The organism is Cryobacterium algoricola (genome assembly GCF_004402485.1).
Classification (GTDB): Bacteria; Actinomycetota; Actinomycetes; order Actinomycetales; family Microbacteriaceae; genus Cryobacterium; species Cryobacterium algoricola.
Genome location: NZ_SOFG01000015.1, coordinates 1 through 11,367 on the forward strand (window position 1 = coordinate 1; position 11,367 = coordinate 11,367).

At 64.5% G+C, this 11,367-nt stretch carries 14 protein-coding genes and 3 tRNA genes; 9 read left to right on the plus strand and 8 right to left on the minus strand.

Annotated elements, in window-relative coordinates; genetic code table 11:
• Together E3O44_RS12035 and E3O44_RS12040 are read right to left on the minus strand one after the other, a co-directional pair.
• Positions 1–859, minus strand: an 859-nt coding sequence (locus tag E3O44_RS12035) for an NlpC/P60 family protein (RefSeq protein WP_134535023.1), incomplete at its 3' end; no start/stop codon positions are given.
• A complete protein-coding gene (locus E3O44_RS12040; protein WP_134535024.1) occupies positions 852–2,249 on the minus strand; it encodes a M23 family metallopeptidase in 1,398 nt (465 codons plus the stop codon). The genes E3O44_RS12040 and E3O44_RS12035, both read right to left, overlap by 8 nt.
• A gap of 252 nt (positions 2,250–2,501) precedes the next feature.
• Here E3O44_RS12040 and E3O44_RS12045 point away from each other — a divergent pair.
• The 3 genes from E3O44_RS12045 to E3O44_RS12055 all read left to right on the plus strand — a co-directional run bounded on the left by E3O44_RS12045 (position 2,502) and on the right by E3O44_RS12055 (position 2,894).
• Positions 2,502–2,574: transfer RNA gene (locus E3O44_RS12045), tRNA-Glu, on the plus strand.
• Positions 2,575–2,679: 105 nt separating this feature from the next.
• Positions 2,680–2,753 (plus strand) — tRNA-Asp (locus tag E3O44_RS12050).
• A 68-nt stretch (positions 2,754–2,821) separates the two neighbouring features.
• Positions 2,822–2,894 (plus strand) — tRNA-Phe (locus tag E3O44_RS12055).
• A 300-nt stretch (positions 2,895–3,194) separates the two neighbouring features.
• On the opposite strand, the gene E3O44_RS12060 is transcribed toward E3O44_RS12055, so the two are convergent.
• The 3 genes from E3O44_RS12060 to E3O44_RS12070 all read right to left on the minus strand — a co-directional run bounded on the left by E3O44_RS12060 (position 3,195) and on the right by E3O44_RS12070 (position 5,415).
• Complete coding sequence (locus E3O44_RS12060; protein ID WP_134535025.1) at positions 3,195–3,500, minus strand: hypothetical protein; 306 nt, start codon at positions 3,498–3,500, stop codon at positions 3,195–3,197.
• Positions 3,501–3,763: 263 nt separating this feature from the next.
• Positions 3,764–4,474: a GNAT family N-acetyltransferase gene (locus E3O44_RS20000; RefSeq protein WP_134535026.1), complete on the minus strand. Its 711-nt coding sequence runs from the start codon at positions 4,472–4,474 to the stop codon at positions 3,764–3,766.
• 365 nt (positions 4,475–4,839) lie between these two features.
• Positions 4,840–5,415, minus strand: a complete 576-nt coding sequence (locus E3O44_RS12070; protein ID WP_134535027.1) for a helix-turn-helix domain-containing protein — start codon at positions 5,413–5,415, stop codon at positions 4,840–4,842.
• Positions 5,416–5,611: 196 nt separating this feature from the next.
• On the opposite strand from E3O44_RS12070, the gene E3O44_RS12075 reads away from it, so the two are divergent.
• The 5 genes from E3O44_RS12075 to E3O44_RS12095 all read left to right on the plus strand — a co-directional run bounded on the left by E3O44_RS12075 (position 5,612) and on the right by E3O44_RS12095 (position 8,075).
• Complete coding sequence (locus E3O44_RS12075; protein WP_166792640.1) at positions 5,612–6,253, plus strand: hypothetical protein; 642 nt, start codon at positions 5,612–5,614, stop codon at positions 6,251–6,253.
• Positions 6,254–6,446: 193 nt separating this feature from the next.
• On the plus strand, positions 6,447–6,881 hold the full coding sequence (locus E3O44_RS12080) for a hypothetical protein (RefSeq protein WP_134535029.1): 435 nt from the start codon (positions 6,447–6,449) through the stop codon (positions 6,879–6,881).
• Positions 6,882–7,015: 134 nt separating this feature from the next.
• Complete coding sequence (locus E3O44_RS12085) at positions 7,016–7,210, plus strand: helix-turn-helix transcriptional regulator (RefSeq protein ID WP_134535030.1); 195 nt, start codon at positions 7,016–7,018, stop codon at positions 7,208–7,210.
• Entirely contained in the window at positions 7,197–7,607 is a 411-nt protein-coding gene (locus E3O44_RS12090) for a hypothetical protein (RefSeq protein ID WP_134535031.1), read from the plus strand. Before E3O44_RS12085 ends, E3O44_RS12090 begins: the two co-directional genes overlap by 14 nt.
• 39 nt (positions 7,608–7,646) lie before the next feature.
• Complete coding sequence (locus tag E3O44_RS12095; RefSeq protein ID WP_134535032.1) at positions 7,647–8,075, plus strand: GNAT family N-acetyltransferase; 429 nt, start codon at positions 7,647–7,649, stop codon at positions 8,073–8,075.
• On the opposite strand, the gene E3O44_RS12100 is transcribed toward E3O44_RS12095, so the two are convergent.
• Complete coding sequence (locus E3O44_RS12100) at positions 8,017–9,024, minus strand: DMT family transporter (protein ID WP_134535033.1); 1,008 nt, start codon at positions 9,022–9,024, stop codon at positions 8,017–8,019. The two genes, E3O44_RS12095 and E3O44_RS12100, sit on opposite strands and share 59 nt — an antisense overlap.
• Before the next feature lie 72 nt (positions 9,025–9,096).
• Between E3O44_RS12100 and E3O44_RS12105 the strand changes: the two genes are divergently transcribed.
• Positions 9,097–9,999: a LysR family transcriptional regulator gene (locus E3O44_RS12105; protein ID WP_134535034.1), complete on the plus strand. Its 903-nt coding sequence runs from the start codon at positions 9,097–9,099 to the stop codon at positions 9,997–9,999.
• 22 nt (positions 10,000–10,021) lie between these two features.
• Here E3O44_RS12105 and E3O44_RS12110 read toward each other — a convergent pair whose 3' ends face one another.
• Positions 10,022–10,486 carry a DUF2975 domain-containing protein gene (locus E3O44_RS12110; protein WP_134535035.1) on the minus strand — a complete coding sequence of 155 codons (465 nt, stop codon included), beginning with the start codon at positions 10,484–10,486 and terminating at the stop codon, positions 10,022–10,024.
• Between the two features lie 136 nt (positions 10,487–10,622).
• Positions 10,623–11,186, minus strand: coding sequence for a hypothetical protein (locus E3O44_RS12115; RefSeq protein ID WP_134535036.1), 564 nt, complete (start codon positions 11,184–11,186; stop codon positions 10,623–10,625).
• Positions 11,187–11,367: the final 181 nt, after the last annotated feature.

Sequence of the window (11,367 nt, forward strand, 5' to 3'; positions counted from 1 at the left end):
CTGCCGCGCGCGCGGCCGACGCGGCCTGGTCTGCGGCAGCCTTGGCCGCAGCCGCACTCTGGGCCGCAGCGAGCGCGGCCGCCGCGGCCGCGGCATCCACACCGGCCTGGTAGGAACGCTCGGTGTCTGCCGTGGTGTCCTTGAGGAGGGCGAGCTGCCCGTAGAGATCGTTCGACTTCTGCTGCTCGGCCTCGAGGGCGGCTTCCGCGGCCTGGGCCGCGCCACTCGCCGCATCGAACTTCGTCATGGACTCGCCGGTGAGCCTGGTGCGCTCGACAGTCGCCGCGGCGGCCTGCCCACCGAGGGACTCTGCCGAGTTCTTGTCCTGGACGGCCTCCCGGTAGATGGTCTCGGACTGTTCGCTGAGCTTGCTCGCGGTTCCGAGCTGCTCGAGGAGCACGTCGGCGGAGCTGCCGTTGAGAAACAGGTTGAGCGAGAGGTCCTGCGCGCCGGTCTTGGCGAGGTGGGCGGCGATCAGGCCGGCCCGCATCTTCGAGGTGTCCGCCTTCTTCGACGCGGTCGCCGCCTGCTCGGTCAGGCTCGTCTCGCGCAGGGTGGCGGCGTCGAGCTCGTCTTGGGCGACCCGGTACGCCTCCGCGGCGATCTGCGAGGCCTTGGACGAGGCATCCGCTGCCGCCTGCAGGCCGGTCAGCAACGCCGTGATCTTCTCGATCTCGGCCTGCTTGGTCGCCTCGCTCGCCTTCGCCTTCTGCACGTCGTCCCAGCTGGGGTACCCCTGGTCGCCGTAGGCGGCGGGCGCGATGATGCCGACGGATGCCGACACCGCGCCGATCGCGACGGCCGCGGCGAAGAGGCGCACGGGCTTCCGTCTCGTGAAGGATGTGCCGTCGTTAGCCAAGTGGTGCTCCCCTGCTCGCCATGAAGGGCTGCGGATTGATCTGGGGGCCATTGACGCGGACCTCGAAGTGCAGATGGCATCCGTCGGCTGCGCCGGTCATCCCGACGCTGGCTATGTTCTGCCCGGCGCTGACACTCTGGCCGTTGGAGACGAAGGTTCCGCCCGAGCGGATGTGCGCGTACCCGGTGGATACCCCGCCGCCATTGTCGATCTGGATGTAGTTGCCGTAGGTCCCGTTGGGGCCGGCGTAGGTGACCACGCCATCGTGGGCCGCATAGATCGGGGAGCCGCAACTCGCGCCGATGTCGGTGCCGCTGTGGAATCCCTTGCTGCAGCTCGAGCCGCAGATCACCGCGCGTGGGCCGAAGCCGTCGGTGATGCGCCCGCTGGCCGGAACGGCCCAGCCCTGGGAGCTGATGTAGCCGCCGCCGAGTCCGGCGCCGGGGCTGCTGCCGCCGCCACCGCCGCCCGAGTTGCCGCGGTTGGCTGCCGCTGCCGCGGCAGCCTCAGCGGCGATCCGGGCCGCTTCGATCGCGGCGAGGCGCGCACGCTCGGCCACACCGGCCTCGTAGCCGGCCGTCGTGGAGGCCTGGGCGTCCTGCATGAAGGCCAGCTGGGCGGCGAGTTCGACACTCTTGGACTCTGACTCTGCGAGGGCGTTCGCGGCGGCCTCTGCGGCCGCCTGCGCCGCCGCCATCGCGGCCTGCGCAGCTACATTGAGCCGCTCGCGCTCGGTCTGAGCGATCTTGGCCTGGTCACCGAGCGACTGCGCCGAGTTCGTGGCGGCCTGGGCCTCCTCGTAGACGCCCGTGCTGCGTTCGACCATTTTGCTCATGCTGCCGAGCTTGGAAAGCAGGGCGTCGGCGCCTGTGCCGCTCGCCTCACCGTCCAGGAGCAGGTTGACGGTGAGGTCGGTGCCTCCCGTACGGTAGAGCTGGGCCGCGAGCTGACCGGCCTGCTTCGTCGCGGCATCCGCTGTCGCCTTGCTGGCGTCGGCCTGCGCCTGCAGGTCAGATGCGCGCCGGGTGGCTTCGTCGTAGTTCTCCTGGGCGACCCGGAGTTCGGCGCCACGCTTCTCGGACTCGGCCTGGGTCTGGGCGACCTGGGTCTGCAGATTCGAGATCAGATTCTGGATTTCGGTGACCTTGGCGGACGCGGCGGCCGTGTTCGACTTGGCGTTCTGCACGTCCTGCCAGCTCGGGTAGTCGACCGCCTGAGCGCCGCCGGCGGGAATCACGAGCGTCACGATGAGGGCGAGGGCCGTGGCGAGGGCGGTGGCGGCGGTGCCTCTGATCAGGCGCCGATGACTGTGAACGCGGCGTCCGCTGACCGGCCGGAGCGGACCTGCCTGTACTTTGGCCCCGCGGTCACTCGTCACTGCCTTGCGCATAAAACTCCCTGATTGGGCACCGCGTGAACACACTGGTCACGATGCCACCTCAATTCACAGTAACAAGTTCGCGCCAGTATCGCCCGGTATCGGACCCGAATCTAACCCCCAACCGGGTGGATTTGCCGCCATTCGTGGGCGCGCCGGGGCGCGGGCGACACGCCGCGGATATCCGCTCGGCCGCCGATTTGGGGTTTTCGACCAAGAGACCGTATGCTTACTCGTCGGTAGCCATGATGTTTATGGCGTCTCGGCCCCATCGTTTAGAGGCCTAGGACGGCGCCCTTTCACGGCGTTAACACGGGTTCGAATCCCGTTGGGGCTACGCAACCTGCCTAACTGAATGTGCAACAATAAGCAGGTAGTAAATCAGTACAAGCAACACCAGCATCACCAATAAATGAAAACGCACGTTTGGTTCTCATTGTGAGGCCCTGTAGCGCAGTTGGTTAGCGCGCCGCCCTGTCACGGCGGAGGTCGCCGGTTCAAGTCCGGTCAGGGTCGCAAAGGTAAAACGCCCTTTCGCGAGAGAGGGTTTTTTCCTTGGAAGCGACTTCTCGAGGTTGTTTTCTGGCCCTGTAGCTCAGTTGGTAGAGCGTTCGACTGAAAATCGAGAGGTCACGGGATCGACGCCCGTCGGGGCCACCCGCTGAAATCCCCGGTTATCCGGGGTTTTTCTCGTTAACGGATGTCTTTTCTCCGGCCTGACAGGAGACCTAGAGCGGATGCCGTCGCATCCGCTCGCCCAGCGTCGCCGTTCGCACCGAGAATCGCCCGCAGGCCAGGGTCGCTGGGCGCAAGGAGCGATTCTTGATGAGGCCGGCCCGCGAGACGGGACCCCATCTATCCAGTCCCCAGTGGATTTTCCTGCGTCTACTGTCCACAGTAGGCAGGGACCGATTGCCGCAAGTCGAGTCAAAGGAGAGTTTCCAGTGTCGCAATGGCCTAGAGTCCACCCATCAGGCTGCAGGTGTAAACGCCGTCGCTTGTCTTAACCAGGATGGTCTTAGTCGCCTCGGCGCTCGATGAGTAGATCTCACCGCCGCCGGCGGTGAGTCCACGGAAGCTGAGTCCGTCGATCGTTTCGCCCCACAACGTTTGCTCGGGCATGCAGTCGTAGTGGCGTCCGCCGAATGAGACCTTCGAGGGGACGGCGTGGGGCCAGAAGTCCCAGTCGCCTGTCGCGTTATGCACGGACCAGCGTTGGATTCCGACGCCAATGACGGCGAGCATTGCCAGGGCGAGAATCACATTCCCCCACTTGACTCTCCGAACGCTCTTAGGCTGAACTCCCCCGTTTGCTTCAGCGGCGACGGACGACTATGACAAGTCGCCGTCCTCTGCACCTCACCCTGCCCCGGGCACTTTCCCTGCTTCCGCAGATAACTCGGCCCGGCCTTGGACTTGACCATAGCGGGCCAGTGCGACCACGCCTGGGGCCATCGCCGTCGATCTTCGTCGTTGAAATGGATACCATCCTGAGTTCGGGCACCCGTGCTAATTCCGAACCGGTCCTAGACGTGGCGGATGAGCCAGTCAAGAGCGGGCGCCCCCAAAGCGCGGTCGGCATAGATTTGTCCGCCGATCTCCTCGGCTGCGTCTGCAGTTGTCGGTCCTTCCCAGATCAGGGAAAGGCCAACTCGACGAGCTACGGATGCCGAGGCCGGATTGTTGGTCAAGATTCGTGCCGTGATCGGCCGGCTCGAATCTGTCGAGCCGGCTGCGTCCACGGCGGCGCGTGCAACCTCGGATGCGAGCCCACGGCCCCACCACGACGGTGACAGCCGGTACCCGAGATTCCAGACGCCTGCAGGCGTCATCGACACGCCGCCCGTGCCCACAAAACTGCCGTCCGGACGTGACCGGCCCGGCCTAAGGCCTCGGTAAGTGATTGCCCACTCGCCAAGGCCGAAATCCTTCCAACTCTTGATCGACCTCGCGATCACTGCATCCGACTGCGCTCGGCGAGTGTGTCGTCCGGTTGGCAGATGCAACCATGTCTCCGGATCCGAGTAGACGCTGAACACAGCATCCGAATGACCAGCGAGCAATGGCGAGAGGTACAGGTGTTCAGTCTCGATCAGCCCAAGGTCGGCAGTCGCGCAGCCCCTCTGCCCGTTCACTTGACGATTCTCCCGCTTCGGCGTTGGGATCCCAGGTTCCGGAGGACTACTCCAACGGCGGCAATAGCAAGACAGAATAAGAAGTCGATCGTGCCCGCCCATCCCGGACTCGCTGTCACAAAACCGTTCCCATCTGTCCGCTCCCAGTCGCAGGCACGGCCGAGTGGCCACGATGAGAAATAGCCATGCACCTGAACCGCCTCCGACACGACAGCGAAAGGTGCGGACTCCCGCTGCGGTCCTTCAACAATGCACTTGTAGTCGAGGCCACCATACGTGGCAGCCAACCAGACGAACCCGAACACTCCGATCGCCGCCAGGAGCCCGATCGTGGTCAGAGCAATACCGGTACGCCTCATCGCCTGAATCTCCACCCGAGCATTCTGCATGGGCCAGTCCCGTCAATCAATGACGCCGAGGACCCTGAACAGAGCGTACTGCGTAGTCGCTGCGGGCCTGCAGCCTGGTCAGACGCTCTCCAGCGTGGCAGCCTCAATCAGGATGCCGCGGTCACGGAACTCGCGAGGCACGCGGTCCGCCTCTGCAGGGATGTCGTAGTCGCTGGTCGAGGGCGACCACGGGTTGTCAGGGTTCCCCTCCCTGGCGAGGATCCAGTCCGGGATTGGCAGCGCATCCGCGTTCAGTCGGTACTCGCACAGCGCGGCGATGGCGGTGTCCCAATGCTGGGAGCGGGTCGGGAGCGGCTCGGTCAGTGTCAGGCCGACTCGTGTCGAGCCTCTCTCGGCAGCCAGGTTGTCGGCGAGCTGCAGGAAGCGGCGGAACGCCTCGGGCTCGTCGGAATCGGCCAGCGCGGCACTGATCTCCGAGGCGATCCGGGCGGCGTCACTGCGCACCGTCGGAAGCGTGACGACGGTGTGCCGCGTCGCGAGGAGGAGCGCCTCGAGCGTCGCAACTGTGGGCTCACGCTTGCCGTTCTCGATCAGCGACAGCGAGGAGCCGGCGATCCCGGATCGAACGGCCAGCTCACTCTGACTCAGTCCGCTCGCCGCACGGGCAGAACGAGCCAGGATTCCTGCGCTCATGACCCCACCACCTTTTACTAGTTAGTAAAAATCTAGCACTGTGGCTTAGTGAAGTCACCGGTTGAACGGACCAAGATTCGTGTAGCCGCGCCACCGCATCCGCTCGCAGAGAATAGTCGGCACACCTTGGCCAGTGGGCGAACACGGCAACTCTCGGCATCGAGTGCGATCACGCAGATCGTGGCACTATCTCGGCATGGGACGCGAATCCGGTCACGAACGATGGGTCTCCCTGCGGGGACCGAAGAGTTGGCTACCGGTCTTCGTCGTGACTCCGCTGCTTCTCATGGTCTTAATGGTCGACGGCATCAACCTGAGTCTTCTTTTTGTCCGAGACGGTCTGGCTCTCATCTGGTTAATCGCGATAATGGCTGGTTCGGCCGCATTGATGCTCGCCCTGCCATTGTGGGTCGCCCGACTCGCATATCCCTTTGCGCGGATCAACCCGTCAACGTCAACGATCCGCGCCCGACGGCGTCGCGCTCACTATTCGGACATCACATCGGCGCAATTGCTCGTCAGCGCCTCGAAGAAACATCGGGCGATCAATCTGCTGCTGCGATCGGGCACCGGGCTGCGCGCCGTAGTTCTCATCAGAGATGCTCGGCGACGCACGCTCAACCGCGAGCTCGCCGAGCTTGCGCTGGATGTGATTCGGCAGTCACATATCGCGATACCGGTATCCGTTCACGACCCCGAGGGCAGATTCGCACGGTACAACTTTCCGACCAACGTCACTCGCGAGGACGCCCTGGAACTCATTGAATCTCCGCCAGACCTGGAAGACGCCCTCCCCATCCCGCACCGACCCAGGTCCCGCCCGGCTGCCACCGACTGAGATGGCCTCGCCTGTGCCTCGGTTCTCGCCCGAACCCAATCCGGGATCGGCAGCGCACCCGAGTCGAGTCCTCGCGAAGGGTGGGACAAGTCAGAATTTGCGGGCCCAGGAACCGCACGAGGTCGCCGAACTCTCCAGTGCGGAGAACATTCGTGGAGATCCGGAACGCGTCTGACGGTGCGACACTACCGGTATGAGCGCAGCGGAAAGGGTCATCGTCTCGACTCTCGACGGGCAACTCTTCGTCGAGGTCTGGCTTGATGCGGATGACGAGTTCAATCGCGCCCAGGAAACCTTCGAGGTAGCACTGCGTGATGGACGGTTCGAAGAACAGGCAGCAAGCGTGCTGATGCCAGAGTGGTCGGTTCAGGCCGTCAATACCGGCGGAGCCCAGCTATCCATCATGCGCAAGACATCGGGCGGTACGGGCACGGATGCCCAGATGGAATGGACCCTGTGGCCCCTCTCGGTGCCTCTCGTTGACATCACAATCCGAAACTGCGGCGAAGTCGTCTGGTCTGTTCGGGGATTCGCACCAGCAGCGGACGAACACAAGCAGTCCGTATCGGCCGAGTCGTTGAAACGCCTTCGACCGATGCCGGACTCGACCTGGCCCATGGTTCCCTAACCGGTCGTGGTCGGTGGGATGGCTACCATCACAACTTTGGGCGCCAGTAGTTGTTCCAAATCCGTTCTTGACCTGGACATCCGATATGACAAGCAGGCTTGTCATATAACTGGTGTGACAAGTACGCTTGTCACATGAGAAGCGCACTGAAGGAACTGCGAATAGAAGCGGGGCTTTCGCAGGCTGCACTCGCCGGCATCCTCATGGTTTCGCGTCAAACGATCAACGCGATCGAGACCAGTCGGTATGACCCGTCTCTGACACTCGCCGTTCGGATTGCCCGTCATTTCAACCGCCCTGTGGAGGAGATTTTCTATGTCGAAGATTGACCGCTCGCTCGCTCTCAACATTGGTGTCGTGGTCGTCACTATCGTGGTCGCGTCAGTGATCATCGGGCTGACGGGAAACCCGGCCTTCCTCATCGTCATTCTCGCCGTGGCGGGAAGTGCGGCCTGGAACATCGTTCGCATTTATCGGCGACCCGGGGAAGCCTCGGACGTCGACCGGCTCAATTCGATGAAGTACATCGATGAGCGGGATCGAAGCCTGGCCATGAATGCCTTCGGGATTGTGGGGATCGTCGCACTGGTGATGTCGGTAGTCACGGTCTTCCTCACGCTCGTCACGGATGCCCTGGGAGCGGAGTACATCGCGCTCGTACAGTTCTTCGTCCTGTTCGGGACTTGGGCGGCGGCCAATAGCTACGTGACACGCAGTCGACGGTAAATGGGGCAGTTCGGTACGCGTAACCGGTTAACTGACGGCATGACTGCTCACTATCGTTTTTCGGGGGATGCCGCAGAGATCAACCGGGAGTTGGTCCACCGTTGGATCAGCAAACTGTCGTATTGGGCGCCAGGTCGTTCCCGGTCACGACAGGACGCAGCGATAGACGGCTCACGGAACTTCGGCATCTACAGCACCACCTCGAATCAGCAGGTCGCGTACGCCCGGATGGTCACCGACGGAGTGACCTTCGCGTGGCTGTGCGATGTCTTCGTCGACCCGGAGGTTCGCGGCCAGGGCATCGGGGAGATGCTCATCGCGGGAATCGTCGAGGACTGCCGACCCCTCGGACTGCGTCGCATCGCTCTCGCGACCGCTGACGCGCACGGCCTCTACGCCAAGTTCGGGTTCACGCCCTTGGCTTCAGCGGAGGGCTGGATGGAACGCCTCGACCAGCCAGACTCCTAGCCCCTCCTCGGTCGTCCTCGACTGGTGTCGGGCACGGGTCGATGCCTGCTCCCGGGGCGAGGCGGTGCCGTTGCTCGATGGACCGGCCCCACGCCGTTCCCGCGAGAATCAGGGCGATGCCGACGTATCCGGCGAGCGCCACGGGGTCGTGAGCGACGGCGATTCCGACGACCGCGGCCCAGACCGGCTCGGTTCCCAGGAGGAGACTGACGCGCGAGGGCGAGGTACGCCGCACCGCCCAGGTTTGGATCAGGAACGCGCAGACAGTGCACGCGACGACGAGGTAGAGGAACAGGACCGTGCTTCCGGGGTCGAGACGGGCCAGAAAGTGCGGGATCGAGTCGCCGTAGAACAGTGACGCCGCCGAGAAGAGCACCGCGCAGGTCGACAGTTGCACCGTGGTGAGGTGGAGCGAGTTCATCGGCGTGTTGCCCGTGAGCTTGGACATCGACGTGACGTGGACGGCACGGATGATGGCCGCGGCAAGCACGAGCAGGTCGCCGAGGCTCGGCGCCTGGAAGACACCGCCACTGGCGAGCAGGGCCACTCCACCGATGGCGATGAGCGCGGCCAGGAAGAACCTGCCGGGCAGACGTCGACCGGAGACCGCGGAATCCAGGATCGGGGTGAACACGATCGTCAGGCTGATGATGAGTCCGGCGTTCGTGGCCGAGGTGTGGGCGATCCCGAAGGTTTCGAAGGCGAACACGGCAGCCAGCACACTCCCGAGCAGCATCCCGGAGCGCAACTCCGCTGCCGTGATCCGGTGCCGCCCCGCGGCGACGAGGGCCGCCATGATGACCGCAGCGAGCAGCATCCGTGTTGCAAGCAGGGCGACGACGGATTGGGGCGTAACCAGTTCCTTGGCGACGAGGTAGGTCGATCCCCACGCGGCGGCGACGAGAAGCAGGAGCAGGTCGACACGAAAACGACTGAGGAGGGCGGGCATTCCTTCATCGTCCAGCCTGCCGTCGCGTAATACAAGACAGCACTTTGGTGTCCCATGCGTTAGTTTCAACTTATGGAACTGGGTCAGCTTCGGGCGTTGAGAGAACTGGGCGACCGCGGCAGCATTGCCGCCGTCGCGGCCGCGCTGCACGTCACGCCGTCGTCGGTCTCGCAGCAGATCAGTGCCCTGCAGCGTCAGTCAGCAGCTCCCTTGACCTTCAGAGACGGCAGAAGGACGGCACTCACGGATGCCGGGCGCGCCCTCGCGCTGGCGGCGATCGATGTCGAAGTGGCACTGGAACGCGCCGGGCAGGCGGTGGCACGCTTTCAGGGCGATCAGCTGGGCACCGTGTCCGTCACGGCGTTCCACAGCGTGGGCCTGGCCGTCTTCGGACCGTTGCTCGCCGCCTGCCGGAGGCCTGACCTGCCCGGCGTCCGGCTGAGCGATTTCGACGTGGCCCAGGAGGACTTCCCCCTGCTCACCACCGATCATGATCTTGTGCTCGCCCATCGTCTGGCCGGAAGCCCCGCGTGGCCACGGTCAGTTCGGGTGGAACCCCTCTTGTACGAGCCGCTGGATATCGCGGTCCGCCACGATCACCGCCTCGCGTCGAAAGCCACGATCGAACCGGCTGATCTTCGCGACGAGGACTGGGTCGCGGTGCACGACGGCTTCCCGCTCACGCAGGCGCTCGCCCTGATCGCGGGAATCGGAGGGAACGAGGCCCGGATCCTGCACCGGATCAACGAGTTCGCGGTTGCCGCCTCCGTCGTCGAAGCGAGCGGATGCGTCGCGCTGATGCCTCGGTACACAACCGACCTGCGCGACCACCCGGAGTTGGTCCTGCGTCCGCTGGCCTACCCCGGCCTCGGACGGCACATCGATTGCCTGGCCCGGCCGGAAACGCTTGAGCGCGCCAACGCACAGGCAGTTCTTGCGCAGGTCAGGGCGATCGCCGCGACGCTCACCGGGTGACCCGGGCGGAACCGAGTCAGGATCAGTCGTGGGAGTACTGCGGCGATGAGGCGCCCGCCCGCAGGAAGCGGGCAAGCGCGCCAAGAGCGCCAATCGCGATCAGCGCGAGAAGTCCCCCGCCGATGAGCCCGAGCATCACACCCGGAGTCGTGTATCCCATCACGCTCAGCGCGATGAAGGCCGCCACAACGAGCACGAGGAATGCGACGAGACACCCGGCCATAGCGAGCAACCAACCGTGCGCCACCTCGAATCGGTGCTGACGCGCGAGCACCACGACTCTCAACCCGAAGACGGCAGCAACCTGCCAGCACGCGATGGCGAGTACGCCCCACGTAATGCCCGGAACCACGAGCAGCGAGACCTCCGGGAACGCGGCACCAACGCTCGCCGCCTCGGCGGGGAGAACCCACACCTGGATGAACACTGATGCTACGAGTGCGACCACAAGTACCGCAATCAGCGCGAGCGACGTTCCACGATTCAAGTTCTGCCTCCAACCACTGACTGGTTGCCCCCCATAGACACCACGCCTTCTCGAACCTTACCGACGACACCTGCCCGGGGACAAGCATCTCGGTACCATCGCTCGGCGGGGTGCGGTAGCCCCGGGGGTTCATCCCCTATGTCAGTCCGAGGTGGCTCGCAATACCGTCGAATACTGCAGACTGGGCGGTGAGTGAGCCGCGCCAATCTCCAGGAATGGCCAACGAGTGGTTGGCCCTCGGCACCGACATCACGTTCGCCCGCGTCTCAGCGATCGACGCGGGGAGCCACAGCGCGTCAGCGGTGCCTCCAATGGCCATATCGGTGACCGGGGCTTCGGCGAGTGCCGTTCGAACACCAGCGTCGGTCAGGACGGGCGTCAGCCAGACGCCGGGAATGCCATTGCGGCGTGCCCAGGGGAGAGCAAAACAGCCAAATGACTTGGCGACGACGAGCCGCCGCGACGATGAAGGCGCAGCATCGAAGGCCTCCGCGACTGCCTTCTCGACGAAGGGCTGCGGATCGCTCCGCGCGTCGTCGTTGATGGTCCACTCGACGGCCTGCACGTGCCATCCGCTTTGGGCCAGCATCTGTCCACACCAGTAGAGGATTGGACCCTTCACGGGATAACCGACGCCGGGAAGAAGGACTGCGACAGGCGCATCCTCCAGATCAGACGGTGACCAGACGAAAGTCGACATGGCCCCAACCTACTGGCACGAGCGCTCCGGGAATGCCTCGCCATCGACGCCTTCCGTGAGCACGGCGACGTCTGGCGCTCCGTCACGAACGGTGCAGCACTGCCAACACCCACGCCCTGGTGCGGCCCCGAAAAGGGCTCAGCGGCCCGGTCAGCAATGCGGGTCTGGGCCGCTAGGCTCA